Here is a 15356-nt window from a genome sequence, read left to right as displayed (position 1 = left end):
CCCGGGAATTCAGGGATCCCGGGTCCGAGCCCTACCCGGTGACGGATGAGCCCATCGGCCAGCAGGAAGTCCGGTTTGACCCCAAAGGGAATGGTCACTCGCCTTCAAGGCCCGTGACGTTCGTCACAGAGCGTGACAGTTCCCCAGGGAAGGACCAGGGCCATGGCGGTTTTCGCCGTACTCATACCGATGGCCATGCTCGGCCTCGTCCTGGCACTGGGCCGCTACGAGGAAGTCATGTTCATGAGGGAGGAAGACACCAGTGACCACGACCGTGAACCGACGGCCGCCCGGAGGCGACACCGGCGAACCGTCGGCAGGCGACCTCGTCAAGCAGGCCGCCGAGCAACTGTCCGACCTGGTACGCGGTGAGATGCGGCTCGCCCAGGCCGAGCTGGCCCGCAAGGGCAAGCGGGCCGGCCTCGGGGCGGGCTGTTCGGCGGGCGGGCGTCGTGGCCTTCGTGGCGTTCCAGGCGCTGGTGGCGGCGGGGATCGCCGCACTCGCCCTGGTCCTGCCGGTGTGGGCCGCCGCCCTGATCGGGGCGGCGGCGCTCTTCGCCTTCGCCGGGATCCTGGCGGCGCTCGGCCGCAAGCAGACCCGGGAAGCGGCACCGCTGATGCCCGAGGAGGCGATCAGCGGCATGAAGGCCGATGTCGAACGGATCAAGGAGAGGGCACACCGATGACGAGCACTCCCGAGGAACTGCGCCAGGAGGTGATCCAGGCGCGGGAGCGGCTCGGTGACACGGTGGAGCAGCTCGCGGCCCGCGCGGACGTGAAGTCCCGCGCCAGGGCCCGGGCGGCCGGGATCAAGGAGGAGGTGCGGGAGCAGGCCGGGCAGGCCACGGAACGGCTGGGCGGACCGCCGCTCGCCGCCGTGGCGGGCGGTGTCGCCCTGCTCCTCGTCCTGATGGTGATACGCGGCAAGCGCGCGGAGAAGGGCAAGGGCTGAACGTGAGCACGGTGTACAAGATTCTGAGCGCGCTCTTCGGCATTCTCGGCGGTGTCATCGCCGGTGCCCTCTTCAAGCAGCTCTGGAAGCGGGTCTCGGACAAGGACGAGGCCCCCGAGCCCACCGACCCGGACTACACCTGGGCGCAGATCCTGCCGCCCGCCATCGTCAAGGGCGCCATCGTGGGCGGGGTCCGCGCCGTCGTCGAGCGGAGCGGCGCCAACGGCGTCCGCCGGGTGACCGGGAGCTGGCCGACGAACGACTGACCGCGTCCGGACGGACGGCCGGCCCCGCCGGCCCGTGCCTTCCCGGGCCGCCACGGCGACGCCCCGGCCTCCCGGCCGGGGCGCTTCCGTCCCCGGGGAAGCATCGTCGGATGCCCCGCCGGGCCGCCGGGGGCGCACCGCACCGGCGAGCGCGGCGGCCGTCGGCGGCCCGGCCGTCCACCGTGGGGTGCCGAACGTGCCGCGGCACCGCCCGGAGGTTCCGCTTCGGTCCGCCCCGGCGGCCGGGCGGGCGGGGCACCGGCCCGGTCAACACCGTTCCCACCTGCGGGTTCTCCAGAACGCAGGTGACGCTCGCAGGGCTGGGGGAGACGGTCGGCGATGCCTCCGGTCGCGCACCCGGCGGACCTGGTGGAGCATGGAAGTGAACCTGTTCCAGCGGGCTCCCGCCGCTGCCGGAAGGGCTCGAAGGCCGTGTGTTTGCGGCCCGGGCCCGGGGGCAAGCGACAACCGTGCTTCGGACCGTAGGCACGCCCGTGGGACCAGCTCTGTCTGCGGCCCCGAGCGCGCCTCGGCCCCGTATGTCGTGCCTGCTCCCACGGTGAACCAAGTCCGACCGTCCTGGGAGCGAGATCCTCATGACGACCGTACGCGCTCACACCAAGCGGCCTCGCTCGAGGCACCCGCACGACGACGCACCCGACACCGCCGAAGACTTCCGCAGGCTCTCCCGGATGCCCGACGGCCCCGAGAAGGACGCCCTGCGCCAGCGGGTCGTCAGCGCCTGGATACCCATGGCCGAACGGCTGGCCCGGCAGTTCCGCAACCGGGGCGAGTCCATCGAGGACCTCCAGCAGGTGGCCGCGCTCGGCCTGGTCAAAGCCGTGATGCGGTACGACCCGGACCGCGGCACCGCCTTCGAGAGCTTCGCCGTGCCGACGGTCGTCGGCGAGGTCAAGCGGCACTTCCGCGACCACATGTGGGGCCTGCACGTACCTCGCCGGGTGCAGGAACTGCGCAACCGGGTCCGGGTGGCGTACCGCGAACTCTCCACCACCCTCGACGGACGCGGTCCCAGCATCCGCGAGGTCGCCGAGCACACCGGGATGTCCGAGGAGGACGTGCTGCTCGGCATGGAGGCCCTCGACAGCTTCACCCCGCTGTCGCTGGACGCGGAACTCCCCGGTTCCGAGGACGGTTACGCGCTCGTCGACACCCTGGGCAAGGCCGAGCCGGGCTTCGACCGGATCGTGGACCGGGAGGCGATCAAGCCCAAGCTCAGCCGGCTCCCGGAACGCGAGCGGCAGATCCTCTACATGCGGTTCTTCTGCGACATGACCCAGAGCCGGATCGCCGAGCAGCTCGGGATCTCCCAGATGCACGTCTCCCGGCTGATCAGCCGGACCTGCGCCACGCTCTGCGACCAGGTGATGGCCGACGCGAACTGAGCCGGCCGGGCGGCCGCCAGCAGCCGCCCGGCGGTTCGGTTCCCCGGGCCGCTCCGCCCCGGTGCTCCCGGCCGGCGGGGCGGTTGTTCTCTGCCGGTGTTCGCCGCCGGGACGGAGCGCGGGCCGCCCCGGCCCCCGAGCCGTACGGGCCTCACGCCGGGGAGGCCGGACCGGCGGGCGCGGCGTCCCGCCCGGCCGCGCGGCCCAGGGCCAGCGACAGATGCCGGGCCATCCGGTGCACCGCTCCCGCCTCCGCCATCTCGAAGGCGCGCCGCCCGCCCGTACGGAAGAGGGTCAGCGCCCCGGACGGCGCGGCCGTACCCGGCGCCGGCGCTTGCCCCTCGCGGGGCGGCGGGCACAGCGGTACGCAGAGCAGCGAGGTCACGCGCGCCGACACCAGCACCGCGGCGCCCGACGCGTCCCGCCCGAAGGCCTCCGGGTCCTCCGGGCGCACCCGCAGGGCCGGCACCCCGTCCCGTACGGCGTCCAGCACCAGCGGGCAGTCGGCGGGGTCCTGGCCGGCCGGCCCCGTGCCCGGCTCCGGCCGCGGGTCCGGGCCCAGCACCACCAGCCGCCGCAGCGGGCCGGGCGTACCGCCGTCGCCCGGGACGGGGGCGAGGTCGGCGATCACCCAGTCGGCGAACCGGCCGTGCAGCAGCCGGGCCGCCCGGCCGAGCACGTCCTCCGGGGAACCGGGGGAGGCGGCGAGCAGGGCGGCGGCCATGTCGTCGACCAGGTCCATCAGTTCGGCGTTCCGGGACACCTCGGCGAGGTCCGGGCGGGGCAGCCGCGGCGGCGGCGCGGGGAGCCGGGTGGAGCCGGTGCGGTCCGCCGCACGCCCCGGTACGCGGCGCGGCTCCCGTTCCGCCTCTCCCGCGGGGACGGTCTGGAAGACGGCGAACACGGCCGGCCGCTGCTCGTCAGGTGGCCGCAGGGCGGTGAGGCTCGCGCGCAGGGCGCTCCCCCCGCCCTCCGGGGCGGGCTCCGGCAGCCGCCGGACCAGCAGGCTGCGGCTGCCCTCGCCTCGCGCCACGGCGGCCACCTGGGAGCGGAACGCCGCGCGGGTGTCGTGCGCCAGGGCACCGGTCAGCGCCCGGCCGGTGGCGTACCCGGCCCGCAGGGCGAAGAGTTCGCCGGCGGCGACGTTGAGCCGCCGGACGACGGTGGTGCGGTCCATGAGCACCACCGGAAGCGGCAGCCGCTGGAAGAGGCCGCGCAGCAGCCGCAGTTCCGGATTCTCCCGGGGGGTGCCGTCGCGTGCGGACGCCGCCGAGAGTTTCTCGAACCGCGGCCACAGGATGTCCGCCACGTGCTGGAGTTCGAACAGCGCGGTGTCCAGGGCCGCTCCCCGTTCCTCGGAGGGAAGCGAACGTGCGGACTGCAACTCCGCGACCCGGCTGCGGAAATCCGCCAGCTCGGCACCGAAATCGATGGTCTCGCCCATGAGCCCACGGTAACCGCACCAGCCCGCCGGGGAGTTGGACGCCACCCGGGGTGCGGGCGGTGGCAGAGGGCCGCCGGGGCCCCGGCGGGCGGAAGGACGTCCGTGCCCGTTTTGCCGGTCCCGGCCCGGGCAGGCGGCCGGACGGGGGGAGACCGGGGGAACTGTACGGCTTCAGACCGGTGAGAGCCTGATCACCGGTGCGGATGTGTGACCTCGGAGCGTAAGGAGGGCTGTCCCCAGATATGCCCGAGCACAGGGAACGTGAGCCGGACCCCGCGCCGGAGACGGTGCCCGACACCTCCGAGCCCAGCCTGGCGCGGCTCGCCGAGCAGGCCGCCGCGTCCAATCCCTGGTGCTGCGGTGCCGGGGCGACCGCCGTCCCCCTCTCCGGGCTCTCCGGCACCCGGGGCGCCGCCGCGGCGTTCTCCGCCGCCCCGCTCCGTACGGCCGTGACCCACCCCGACCTCGCGCCGCTGGTGACCGTGCAATGGGAGACCGGCGAGGGCCCCGTGCCGGCCGTTCTGGAGACCGGCCGCCCGGCCGCCTCGGAGGACCTGCTGCACGACGAACGCTGGCCCCGCTACCGGACACGGGCCCTGGAGACGGGGGTGCGCTCCAGCACGACCCTGCCGTTCCGCCGGGAGGACCTCCTGGTCACCCTCACCGTCTACGGCTTCCGTCCGGGCCGCCTCGTGAACCCGGAGCGCGGGGTGACCGCACTCCTCGGCGACCTGGCCACCAGCGAGATCGTCCGCGGCATCGAACAGCGCCGGCTGCGCGCCGAGATAGACCAGCTCGGCACCGCGCTGCGGGCCCGCCCCGTGGTGGACCAGGCGTGCGGGATCATCATGCACGTCCTGGGCTGCGACGCCGACACGGCCTTCGGTCTGCTCCGCACCATGTCCCAGCGCACCAACCGGAAGCTGTCCGAGCTGGCCGCCGCCCTGGTCGGCAGCCGGGGCCGGGGCGCGGAGGCGGAGATCGTCCGGCTCGCGGGCAGCCGCCCGGCCGGGCCCCGCGAACGGCCGCGCTCCCGTCCGTAGCCGCCGCTGCACTCGCCGTTGCGGTGCCGCGGCACGGCCGCCCGCCGTTGCCGACCGGGCGGGATCTGCGAAGGTGGAAGGAGCGGGCCGTCACACCGCCCAGGCCCGACGGAGGTACCCGATGGAGCCGATGCCACCGGAGCCGCGTGGCCCGGCCCTCTTCGGGCCGCCGGTGGAGCCCTCCGGCCTGCCCGTCCTCCCCGGACTCGCCGAACGGCTGGCGGCGTCGGCCGGCCGCGGCGCACCCGAGCCGGTGGGCGGCGGACCGGAACTGCTCGACGCGGCCCGCGGCTACTGGGCCCGGCGCGGACTGGCCACCGGACCCGAGCGGCTGCTGGCCGCCGCGGGCCCGCAGCCCCTGCTGCTCGCGCTGCTCGCGGCGGCCGGCGGCGACGTCTTCACCACCCGGCCGTGCGCGCCGTGGCACTCGGCGCAGCCGCTGGTGCTCGGCCGCCCGGCCTACCCCGTGCCCGTCCCCGCCGAGTGCGGGGGTGTGCCCGATCCGTTCGCCCTGCTGGAGACCGTGCGCCGGGTGCGGGCGGAGGGCGGGACCCCTCGCGTGCTCGTCCTGTCGCCGGCCGACGACCCGACGGGCACCACCGCGCCCCCCGAACTGCTGCACGAGGTGTGCGAAGCGGCGGCCGGCGAGGGTCTGCTGATCATCAGCGACGAGACGGACCGCGACGCGCTCCACCCGTCCCCCGTGTCGGTCCCGGACACCCCGGATGCCGCGGCCGCGCCGGGCGATTCCGCGCGTGCCGGGCGGGGCCGGCCCGTGTTCGTCAGCCCGGCGGAGATGCTGCCCGAACACGTCGTCGTCCTCGCCGGGCTCGGGACCACGCTGCTGCCGCCCGGCTGGCCCGCCGCGATCGCCCGCTTCCCGGCGGGCCGGGAAGGTGCCGGGCTGCGCGCCGCCGCACTGGGGGTACTCGCCGGGACACGGACCGGGCCGGGGGCGCCGCTGGCCGCCGCCGTCACCCACGCCCTCACCGAGCCGCCCGACGTCACCGAGCGGCTCCGGGCCGCCGCCCGGCTGCACGGCATTCTCGCCGCCGCCCTGTACCGCACCGTCGTCCGCCACGGCGCCCTCTGCCGTCCGCCACGCGCGGGGGACCGGGTCTACGCCGACCTCGGTCCGTTCGGTGACGCGCTGGCCGCCCGGGGGATCGGCGACTCCGTGGAGCTGGAGCTCCACCTCACCCGGCGGCTCGGCTTCCCCGTGGCGGGCGGGCACCGGTTCGGCGATCCTCCCGACGCGCTCCGCGTCCGGTTCACCACCGAGCCGCTGCTCGCCCCGGACGGGCCCGGCCGCCTCCGGGCGCTCACCGCCGCGGACCCGCTGGACTCGCCGCACGCGGCCCGGTCGCTGACCCTGGTGACAAGGGCTTTCGACGAGTGGAGCGGCGGATGACGGGACCGGGACGGGCACGGACCCCCGCCGCCGCCGGACGCGGACCGGCCGGTGGTCCGGCACCGTTCGGCCCGCGTCCGGCGGCTCCGGCCCGGCCGCCCCGGTGGTGGCGGCTGCGGCTCCGATCGTCCCCGTTCCGCCAACTACGGCGCTCCGGCAGCAGGTGGCGTGACGGGTGAGGCGTGGCACCGGACGGGTCCGGGACCGTCCGTCCGGGCAGGCGGACAGAAGGAGGAACGTTGTCAACGGAAGGGGGCATACGGCAAAGGCGTGACGCCTGGTAGGGAGCGGGCCGCAGGGCACCGCGGAGAGCCAAGGGAGCAGCGATGACGGAACGGCAGGAGCGCTTCCTCACCGGAATCGGTACCGGCACCGGGACCGGCGGCCGTATCGGCTACGGAACCGGAACCCGAACCGGCGCCGCCACCGAGACCGGGACCGGTCCCGGCACCGCCGCGGCGCCCCCGGCACCGCCACGGCCACCGCACCGGGCCCGGCCCCCGCCCCGTACCGGACCGCTGCCCGAGCCCCGCCCGCTGGGGAGACCCGCACCTGGCCCCGGTCCTTCGCCGACCGGCTCACCGCGCCGCTGCCCGCCGGGGTGGCCGGCCTCGCGCGGCTGGCCCGCGAAGGGGTGTCGCGGCCCCCCGCCGAGGCCCTGGCGGAGGTCTCCGAGCTGCCCGTGGCGCCGGGCCCGCTGCCGGAGGCCGGGCCCGGCACGGTCGCCGTGACCTGGGCGGGCCACGCGAGCTGGGTGGTGCGGATAGGCGGGCTCACCGTGCTGACCGACCCGGTGTGGTCCCGCCGCATCCTCGGCACCCCGTCCCGCGTCACCCCCGTCGGCGTCCCCTGGAAGGACCTGCCCCCGGTGGACGCCGTCGTCATCAGCCACAACCACTACGACCACCTCGACGGCCCCACGCTCCGCAGGCTCCCGCGCGACACCCACCTCTTCGTGCCGGCCGGGCTCGGCGCCTGGTGCCGGCGCCGCCGCTTCACCCGCGTCACCGAACTCGACTGGTGGGAGGCGGTGGAACTGCCCGCCCGGGACGGCGGCACCGTCCGCTTCGACTTCGTCCCGGCCCACCACTGGAGCAAGCGCACCCTCACCGACACCTGCCGCTCGCTGTGGGGCGGCTGGGTCCTGACCGGCCCGGCGGGCCGGCGCGTGTACTTCGCGGGCGACACCGGCTACGGCCACTGGTTCGCGGAGATCGGTGCCCGGCTGCCCGGGATCGACCTCGCCCTGCTGCCGATCGGCGCCTACGACCCCTCCGACATGCTGCGCGACGTCCACACCGACCCGGAGGAGGCCGTGCAGGCCTGTCTGGACGTGGGCGCGCGGCACATGGCGCCGATGCACTGGGCGACGTTCCTGCTCTCCGCCGAGCCCCCGCTGGAACCGCTCACCCGGGTCCGCGCCGCCTGGCGGCGCACCGGCCGCCCCCGCGGGCAGCTCTGGGACCTCCCGGTGGGCGGCTCCCGGGTCCTCCCGGAGGAGTGACCGGGGCCCGCCCGGACCCGCCGGGGCCGGTCAGCTCGCCGTGTCGCGCTGGCCGGTGTCCCGGACCCGGCGCCAGCCGGCCGGGGCGGCGCTGATGGCCAGGGCCAGGGCCACCGCCGCCAGCGCCCCCTGCCAGGGCTTTGGGAAGAGCGAACCGCCGGTGATGCCGATCAGCAGATAGGCCCCGGCCCACGCCAGGCTCGCCGGCGCGTCACCGCGGACGAAGTCCCGCATCGGCATCTTCGCCAGCAGGCACGCCAGCATCACCGGAATCCGCCCGGCCGGCATCAGCCGGGACACGACGAGCACCGTCACCCCGCGCTCGTCCAGCTTCCGCCGTGCCGCCTCCAGACGGTCGGGCGCCGCCCGGTCCCGCAGCCGCCGCAGCCAGCGGGAGCCGCTGTCCGAGCGCACGCCGCGCAGGCCGAGCCAGTAGAGGAGGACGTCACCGGCGAAGGCCGCCAGGGCCGCCACCGCGAACACCAGCGGCAGGGTGAGCCCGGGCAGCTGGTGGTGGAGGGCCACGGCCGCCGCCGAACTCACCAGCGCGCCCGTCGGCACCACCGGCACCAGCGACCCCAGCGCCACCAGCAGGAACAGCGAGGGGTAGCCCACGAAGGTCTGCGGCGACGTCGCCGGCACCCAGCTGAGGAGGTCTCCCACCGCGCCGGGCAGCGCCCGGTGCACGGCCCCGTCGGTCACCGCGCGACCTCCGGCCGCACGCTCTGCCCGTGCTCCAGGCGGTGCACGGCCACCTCCGGGGCGAGCGCCGTCGCGTGCCGGACGAACTCCTCGCCGGGGGAGTGGAACTCGTGCGGCCGCACGGCGTCCAGGCCGATCGGCCAGAACGTGCCGTAGTGCACCGGCACCGCGCACCGCGGCGCCAGCCGGGCCGCGGCCCGGGCGGCGCGCGAGGCGTCCAGATGGCCGCTGCCCAGATACGGGCCCCAGCCGCCGACCGGCAGCAGCGCCACGTCGCAGGGCCCCACCACATCCGCCATCTCGTCGAACAAGCCCGTGTCCCCCGCGAAGTAGGTGGTCGACTCGCCCCGCAGCACATAGCCGAGGGCGGGAGAGCGGCGGGGCCCGTAGGGCAGCCGGCGCCCGTCGTGCGCGGCGGGCACGGCCCGCACCGTGAGATCGCCGACCCTCGTCTCGTCACCGGGCGCGACCTCGGTGACGCGCAGCGTCCCGGCGGCCAGCCGGCGCAGCGCGGGCACCGCGGCGAGCGCCCCGCGCGGCACGAGCACCCGGGTGCCCGGCTCCAGCCGGGCCAGCGAGCGCGGGTGGAGATGGTCGGCGTGCAGATGGGAGACCAGCACGACGTCGGCGAGGGCGGCCTCGGGCGGGGGCACCGCGCCCCGGCGGCGCCGCAGATGCGCCAGCCGCTGCACGAGCAGGGGGTCGGTGAGCACCCGCACCCCGGAATCGGTCACGGTCGCGGTGGCATGGCCCCACCATGTGATCTCGACCGGCACCCGCCACACCTCCCTGGTCTCCGCCGCCGCGGCGGCGTCTCCCTGCCGAGCGTAGCCGCACGGCCGGGTACGGCGCCGGGGGCTGCGGCGGCCGGGGCCGTACCCCGGACCACCTCCGCACGGCCGCGCCGCTCCCGCACCGTCTGCCCCGCGACCGTTCTCGTACCCGCCGGTCGGTACGGTGGGGCAGCCCCGGGTGGCGGGGCGGACTGCAGGACGCGGCGAGACCGGCGGCAAGGAGAGTGACCGTGACCCCAACGACAGTGGCGGTACTGGGCCCGGGCGGCGTCGGAGGACTGGTCGGCGCGCTGCTCGCCCGCGCGGGGCACCGCGTGGTGTGCCTCGCCGGAGCGGAGACCGCCGGAACGCTGCGGAAGGACGGCCTGCACGTGACCAGCGGGCGCTTCGGCGCGTTCCGGGTACTGGTCGAGGCGGACACCGAACTGCGCGAGCCGGCCGGCCTGCTGTTCGTCACCGTCAAGGAGACCGCGCTCGCCGACGCCCTGGAACGGGTGCCGGCGGCGGCTCTCGGCGGCGGACTGGTGCTGCCGCTCCTCAACGGGGCCGATCACCTCGGGCCGCTGCGCGAGCGCTATCCGGCGGAGCAGGTGGCCGCCGCGACGATCCGCGTCGAGTCGACCCGCGTCGCCCCGGGCCGCATCGAGCACACCAGCCCCTTCGCCGGCATCGAACTCGCCGGCCGCACCGTGCCCCGCGAACGTCTCGACCGCACCGCCGCACTGCTGCGCGAGGCCGGGCTCGGCGCGACCGTACGGGACGACGAGACCGCCCTGCTCTGGGACAAGCTGGTCTTCCTCGCCCCGATGGCCCTGCTCACCACCCGCTACGGGGCCACGGTCGGCGCGGTCCGCGAGCAGCGGCGGTCCCAACTGCTCGCCCTGCTCGACGAGATCGGCGCCGTCGCGCGCGCCGCGGGCGCCACCACGGAACCGGGGGAGGTGCTCGGCTTCCTGGAGGGCGCCCCCGGCTCCATGAAGTCCTCGATGCAGCGCGACGCCGAGGCGGGCCGCCCCCTGGAGCTCGACGCGATCGGCGGCTCGGTGCTCCGCGCGGCCGAACGCCACGGCCTCCCGGCCCCGCTCACCGCGGAGATCGTCGCGGAACTGCGGGCCCGCACCGGGCGGTCCTGAACTCGGCCCCTCCACCGTTCACGCCCCCCGCGCCCGTAAGGCAACGAGCCGGCCTCCCGGACCCGGCTGCTCCCGTCGCCCCCGCTCCCGGCCGGGCGCCGGGCGCACTCCGGCCGGACGGTTCACGACCACGCGGTCCGCCGTGGTCCGCGCCCCGTTGTGACAGTCTGGAGCCGGCCCGTACCCCGGACGGTGCGGGCGGACCGGCGAGATGGGAACGTGCGTGGTACGAGGCAGATGGCGGGCCGTCGGCGGCGCGGTGTTCCGGGTGCTCGCGGTGTGGGCGGTCAGCACGCTGACGATGCTGATCCTCGCCGGCCTGCTGCCCGACTTCCGCATCCAGTCCCCCAGCGGTGACAGCCCGACGACCATCGCGCGCACGGCCGCCATCGGCGCCGGCGCCTTCGGACTGCTGAGCGCGCTGGTCTGGCCGCTGCTGGTCCGCGCGCTGCTGCTGGTGCCGGCCTTCGTCCTCGGCATTCTGGTGTTCTTCCTCAACGGCTCGATGCTGCTGCTCGCCCTGCGGCTGGTCCCCGACGGCGGAAGCGAGGCCGGACCGGAGACGGCCGTGGCGGTGGCCGCCATCATGTCGGCCGTCGCCTCGGCGACCAGCACCGCTCTCGCCGTCCGTGACGACGGCGCCTACCGGCGGCGGCTCCGCCGGCTCGCGCACCGGCACCGGCCCGGCCCCCGGCGCACCGGCGAGGACGGTCTGCCCGCCCGGCCGGGCACTCTCTTCCTCCAGCTCGACGGGGTGGGCTTCGACGTCCTCAGCGAGGCCGTCACCCCCCGCACCCTGCCCGGTACCGGCCGGGTGCTGCCGCCCGTGATGGAGACCGTCGCCTCCTGGATCGAGACCGGCGGCCACCGGCTGTCGATGTGGCGCACCGACTGGTCCAGCCAGACCGGCGCCAGCCAGCTCGGCATTCTGCACGGCACCAACCACGACGTCCCCGCCTTCCGCTGGTACGAGAAGGAGACCGGCCGCGTCATGGTGTGCTCCTCGCCGAGCAGCGTCGCCGAACTCCAGCGCCGCGCCGTCGAGCGCACCGGCGACCGGGGGCTGCTGGCGGAGGACGGCGCCAGCCGCGGCAACCTCTTCAGCGGCGGCGCGCAGCAGCTCGCCCTGGTGCTCTCCGTGGCCGCCCGGCGCGGCCGGGGCATCCGCTCCCGAGCGGGCTACTTCGCGTACTTCTCCGACCCGGCCAACGCCACCCGCACCGCTCTGTCCTTCACCGCCGAGGTGTTCCGCGAGATCGTGCAGGCCGTGCGGGCCCGGATGCGCGGGGACGAGCCGCGCGTCAAGCGGGGCGGGCTCTACCCGTTGATCCGCGCCTTCGCGACCGTCGTGTCCCGGGACGTGGTCGTCGCGGCCGTCATCGGCGACCTGTTCGCCGGGCGCACGGTGGTCTACGCCGACCTCGTCGCCTACGACGAGGTGGCCCACCACTCCGGCCCGCACAGCCGGGACGCCCAGCAGGTGCTGGCCCGGCTCGACCGCAGCGTCCGGCTGATCGCGAAGGCCGCCGCCCACGCGCCCCGCGCCTACCGCATCGTGCTTCTCTCCGATCACGGGCAGAGCCCCGGCCGGACGTTCGCCGAGGCCTACGGGATCACCCTGGAGGAACTGGTCCGCATCGGCTGCCGCGGCGGCCGGTCCGGCTCCCGGCCGCTGGCCGGACGGCGCGCCGACCGCGAGGTGACCGGCGCCGAGGCACGGGCGGTGGCCCGCGCGGCGCTGCACCGCGTCGACGAGGAGGAGAAGGAGACCCGGCGCGGTCGCGGCGCCGGGCCGGTCGTGCTCGGCTCCGGCAACCTCGGGCTGATCAGCTTCCCCGAACTGCCCGGCAGGGTCAGCCGGGAGGAGATCGAGCGCCGCCACCCCGCACTGCTGGGCACGCTGGCCGAGCACCCCGGTATCGGGTTCGTCCTGGTGCACAGCGAGGAGTACGGGGCGGTGGTGCTGGGCCCGCACGGCGGCGAGCACCGGCTCGACCAGCGCGTCGTCATCGGCCCGGACCCGCTGGCGCCCTTCGGCCCGGAGGCCGAGGACGCGGTCCGGCGCACCGCGGCCTTCCCGCATGCCGCGGACATCATGATCAACTCCGCGTACGACCCGACGACCGGCCGGGTGCACGCCTTCGAGGCGCAGATCGGCTCGCACGGCGGGCTCGGCGGGTCCCAGGGCCACGCCTTCCTGCTCCGCCCCGCCGAGCTGTCGCCTCCGGTGCCGGAGGGCGAGATCCTCACCGGGGCGGAGGCGGTGCACCGGGTGTTCCGCCGCTGGTTGGCCGAGACGGAGGCCCCCGGGACCCCGCTGTCGCCCCCGGCGGGCGGCCCCGGCGAACGCGTCGGCTGACCGCAGGGGCGGCCGGGGCGGCTTGGGCTGCCGGGCCGTCGAGGGCCACCGGGACCGCGGGGTGGACGCCCGCACCGCTCAGGCGGCGGGAACCGGGTCCCGTCCGCCCCGCCGGAGCGGCGCGCCGACGGCGTGCAGATGGCGCAGTGCCTCACGGTACGACGCGATCAGCCCGGTCTCGTGGTACGGGATGTTCAGCTCCGCGCAGTACTCGCGGACGATGGCCCGGGCCCGGCGCAGATGCGGGGTGGCCATGCTGGGGAAGAGATGGTGCTCGATCTGGTAGTTCAGCCCGCCCAGGGCGATGTCCATGAGGTGCCCGCCGCGCACATTGCGGGAGGTGAGCACCTGGCGCCGCAGGAAGTCGGGCCGGTCCGCGCCGGTGAAGGTCGGCATCCCCTTGTGGTTGGGCGCGAACGTCGACCCCAGGTAGACGCCGAAGACCGCCTGGTGGACGAAGAGGAACAGCAGCGCCTTGCCGGGGGAGAGCACGAGGAACAGCGCGCCCAGATAGACCGCGATGTGCGCGGAGAGCAGGACGGCCTCCAGGGCCCGCCGCTTCATCCCTCCGGCGAAGAGCGCCCGCACGCTCGACACATGGAGGTTGAAGCCCTCCAGGGTGAGCAGCGGGAAGAACAGATACGCCTGCCGGCGACCGATGAACCGGGGCATGCCCCGGCTCTCCCGCGCCTGCTTGCCGGACCAGACAAGGATGTCGGGGGTGACATCCGGGTCGAGTTCCTCGTGGTTGGGGTTGGCGTGGTGCCGGGTGTGCTTGTTCATCCACCAGCCGTAGCTCATCCCGATGCCGAGATTGCCGAACAGCCGGCCGCCGGTCTCGCTGGGCCGGCGGCGCCGGAAGACCTGGCGGTGGGCGAGGTCGTGGGTCAGCAGCGCGATCTGCCCGAAGACCAGCCCGAGGAAGGCGGCCACGGCAGGCTGCCACCAGGAGTCCCCGAGCAGCGCGAAGGCCGTCCAGCCGGCCGCGAAGAGGACGGAGACCACGGAGAACCGGACCGCGTAGTAGCGGGGGCGGCGCTCCAGCAGGCCGGCGCGGGAGATCCGTTTCGCCAGCCGGGCGAAATCACTGCCGGATTCCGCGGTACGAGGAGGGTGGACCGTTTCCGAGGCCGCCCGGGCTGTGCCCGGGGCCTCGGTGCTTGTCGTCATACTGCCGAGTGTGCGGCATCCGGAGGCCCTACTTCCATCCCGGCAGCCCGACGGCCGGTACGGGGCAGGCCCCGGGGTGGCGTCGGGGGCGTAAAAGGCCGTACCGGGCGTACGGGGCCTGCCCCGGCGGCATCCGCCCGGGCCGCCCGCCCCGGGCCGGGGCGCGGCTCGGGACCGGCGGTGCGGCAGACGGGTCTCACATCCGCCCGCCGCACGGCGGCGGGGCAGGAGCGGGGCAGGAGGCGCGGGTGCCGTCCCGCGCGGGACTCAGGGCGCCGTCCCGAGCAGATACTCGCCCGTTTCGCGGTCGGCGGGCAGCAGCGTCTCGATGGCCAGCTCCGACACCGTCACATCCATGGGGGTGTTGAAGGTGGCGATGGCCGAGACGAAGGAGAGCACCCGGCCGCCGTGCTCCAGCCGCATCGGCAGCGCGACCGGCTCCCGCTCACCGGCGGTGGGGAGCCGGGGAGGCGGACGCGTCCGCCGGGCCCGGGCGGGCGGGGGCGCGGGCGGCGCCGGGTAGCCGCGCAGCTCCTCGTAGAGCGCACGCAGCGGCGCGGAGCGGACCAGGGGCAGCTGCCGCTCCAGCCGGCCCAGCAGATGGCCGCGCCACTCGGCGTGATTCCGGATGCGCGGGGCCAGGCCCCCCGGGTGGAGCGCGATCCGCAGCGCGTTCACCGGGGGTTCCAGCAGTGGGGCGGCGACGCCCTCCAGCAGCGCGGCCAATCCGCGATTGGCGGCGACCACCGTGTACATGCCGTCGACCACGAACGCCGGATACGGGTCATAACCCGCGAGGAGCCGCTCCAGCTCCGCGCGGAGGGGCTCCAGAGCCGGGTCGTCCAGCGGCCGTTCCGGGAAGTGCGGGGCGTAACCGGCGGCCACCAGCAGGGCGTTGCGCTCCCGCACCGGGACGTCGAGCTGCCCCGCGAGCCGGAGCAGCAGCTCCCGGCTCGGCCGGGACCGGCCGGTCTCCACGAAGCTGATGTGCCGTGCCGAGGAGCCCGCGCGCAGCGCCAGCTCCAGCTGGCTGATCCGGCGCAGCTCGCGCCAGCCCGCAGCAGCGCCCCGCTCCGCCCCGCGCGGCCGTCCCCGTGTCCCCGCATGCGTCGTCATGCCGCCCGACGGTAGCCGAGGAGAGTGACACCGCCCCGGGGCCGTGGCGCGCGGCG

13 protein-coding genes and 1 pseudogene are annotated in these 15356 nt (G+C 75.8%); 9 read left to right on the top strand and 5 right to left on the bottom strand.

The window, feature by feature from the left end; genetic code table 11:
- Positions 1–262: 262 nt before the first annotated feature.
- From E4N63_RS31420 to E4N63_RS06280, 4 genes and pseudogenes are all read left to right on the top strand, one after another.
- Positions 263–686: pseudogene (locus E4N63_RS31420) on the top strand (phage holin family protein).
- A complete protein-coding gene (locus E4N63_RS06290; protein ID WP_125626619.1) occupies positions 683–952 on the top strand; it encodes a DUF3618 domain-containing protein in 270 nt (89 codons plus the stop codon). The pseudogene E4N63_RS31420 and the gene E4N63_RS06290 overlap by 4 nt, the downstream one beginning before the upstream one ends.
- Before the next feature lie 11 nt (positions 953–963).
- A complete protein-coding gene (locus E4N63_RS06285; protein WP_019706331.1) occupies positions 964–1218 on the top strand; it encodes a DUF4235 domain-containing protein in 255 nt (84 codons plus the stop codon).
- Positions 1219–1814: 596 nt separating this feature from the next.
- Positions 1815–2624 carry a SigB/SigF/SigG family RNA polymerase sigma factor gene (locus E4N63_RS06280; protein ID WP_230240170.1) on the top strand — a complete coding sequence of 270 codons (810 nt, stop codon included), beginning with the start codon at positions 1815–1817 and terminating at the stop codon, positions 2622–2624.
- A 151-nt stretch (positions 2625–2775) separates the two neighbouring features.
- Here the strand turns inward: E4N63_RS06280 and E4N63_RS06275 are convergent, their stop codons facing one another.
- Positions 2776–4068: a PAS domain-containing protein gene (locus E4N63_RS06275; protein ID WP_230240169.1), complete on the bottom strand. Its 1293-nt coding sequence runs from the start codon at positions 4066–4068 to the stop codon at positions 2776–2778.
- Positions 4069–4310: 242 nt separating this feature from the next.
- Here E4N63_RS06275 and E4N63_RS06270 point away from each other — a divergent pair, with 242 nt between their 5' ends.
- The 3 genes from E4N63_RS06270 (at position 4311) to E4N63_RS06260 (ending at position 8026) form a co-directional block, all read left to right on the top strand.
- Positions 4311–5111, top strand: coding sequence for an ANTAR domain-containing response regulator (locus E4N63_RS06270; RefSeq protein WP_230240168.1), 801 nt, complete (start codon positions 4311–4313; stop codon positions 5109–5111).
- A gap of 121 nt (positions 5112–5232) precedes the next feature.
- Positions 5233–6522 carry a pyridoxal phosphate-dependent aminotransferase gene (locus tag E4N63_RS06265; RefSeq protein ID WP_308188656.1) on the top strand — a complete coding sequence of 430 codons (1290 nt, stop codon included), beginning with the start codon at positions 5233–5235 and terminating at the stop codon, positions 6520–6522.
- Positions 6523–6799: 277 nt separating this feature from the next.
- Entirely contained in the window at positions 6800–8026 is a 1227-nt protein-coding gene (locus tag E4N63_RS06260) for an MBL fold metallo-hydrolase (RefSeq protein ID WP_374112860.1), read from the top strand.
- 30 nt (positions 8027–8056) lie between these two features.
- Here E4N63_RS06260 and E4N63_RS06255 read toward each other — a convergent pair whose 3' ends face one another.
- Both E4N63_RS06255 and E4N63_RS06250 read right to left on the bottom strand, forming a co-directional pair.
- The gene (locus tag E4N63_RS06255; RefSeq protein WP_267134412.1) at positions 8057–8701 is read right to left on the bottom strand and encodes a VTT domain-containing protein; all 645 of its coding nucleotides are present in this window, start codon (positions 8699–8701) and stop codon (positions 8057–8059) included.
- A gap of 23 nt (positions 8702–8724) precedes the next feature.
- On the bottom strand, positions 8725–9504 hold the full coding sequence (locus tag E4N63_RS06250) for an MBL fold metallo-hydrolase (protein ID WP_125626335.1): 780 nt from the start codon (positions 9502–9504) through the stop codon (positions 8725–8727).
- 248 nt (positions 9505–9752) lie between these two features.
- Between E4N63_RS06250 and E4N63_RS06245 the strand changes: the two genes are divergently transcribed.
- Together E4N63_RS06245 and E4N63_RS06240 are read left to right on the top strand one after the other, a co-directional pair.
- Positions 9753–10655, top strand: a complete 903-nt coding sequence (locus E4N63_RS06245) for a ketopantoate reductase family protein (protein ID WP_230240167.1) — start codon at positions 9753–9755, stop codon at positions 10653–10655.
- Between the two features lie 211 nt (positions 10656–10866).
- Complete coding sequence (locus E4N63_RS06240) at positions 10867–13014, top strand: phage holin family protein (protein WP_374112695.1); 2148 nt, start codon at positions 10867–10869, stop codon at positions 13012–13014.
- A gap of 78 nt (positions 13015–13092) precedes the next feature.
- Here E4N63_RS06240 and E4N63_RS06235 read toward each other — a convergent pair whose 3' ends face one another.
- Positions 13093–14184 carry an acyl-CoA desaturase gene (locus E4N63_RS06235; RefSeq protein WP_125626337.1) on the bottom strand — a complete coding sequence of 364 codons (1092 nt, stop codon included), beginning with the start codon at positions 14182–14184 and terminating at the stop codon, positions 13093–13095.
- A 267-nt stretch (positions 14185–14451) separates the two neighbouring features.
- Positions 14452–15300 (bottom strand): helix-turn-helix domain-containing protein, encoded by an 849-nt coding sequence (locus E4N63_RS06230; RefSeq protein WP_230240165.1) that lies wholly within the window; start codon positions 15298–15300, stop codon positions 14452–14454.
- Positions 15301–15356: the final 56 nt, after the last annotated feature.

This window comes from Streptomyces sp. MNU89 (genome assembly GCF_020982505.1).
Taxonomy (GTDB): Bacteria; Actinomycetota; Actinomycetes; order Streptomycetales; family Streptomycetaceae; genus Streptomyces; species Streptomyces xinghaiensis.
Note: the sequence above shows the minus strand (reverse complement) of the source record. Positions and strands in the feature narration are given on the sequence as shown.

Coding starts and splice junctions, on each gene's coding strand:
- E4N63_RS06280 (WP_230240170.1), top strand. CDS start 1,815: ATGACGACCGTACGCGCTCACACCAAGCGGCCTCGCTCGAGGCACCCG.
- E4N63_RS06275 (WP_230240169.1), bottom strand. CDS start 4,068: ATGGGCGAGACCATCGATTTCGGTGCCGAGCTGGCGGATTTCCGCAGC.
- E4N63_RS06235 (WP_125626337.1), bottom strand. CDS start 14,184: ATGACGACAAGCACCGAGGCCCCGGGCACAGCCCGGGCGGCCTCGGAA.
- E4N63_RS06240 (WP_374112695.1), top strand. CDS start 10,867: ATGGGAACGTGCGTGGTACGAGGCAGATGGCGGGCCGTCGGCGGCGCG.
- E4N63_RS06230 (WP_230240165.1), bottom strand. CDS start 15,300: ATGACGACGCATGCGGGGACACGGGGACGGCCGCGCGGGGCGGAGCGG.
- E4N63_RS06265 (WP_308188656.1), top strand. CDS start 5,233: ATGGAGCCGATGCCACCGGAGCCGCGTGGCCCGGCCCTCTTCGGGCCG.
- E4N63_RS06270 (WP_230240168.1), top strand. CDS start 4,311: ATGCCCGAGCACAGGGAACGTGAGCCGGACCCCGCGCCGGAGACGGTG.
- E4N63_RS06290 (WP_125626619.1), top strand. CDS start 683: ATGACGAGCACTCCCGAGGAACTGCGCCAGGAGGTGATCCAGGCGCGG.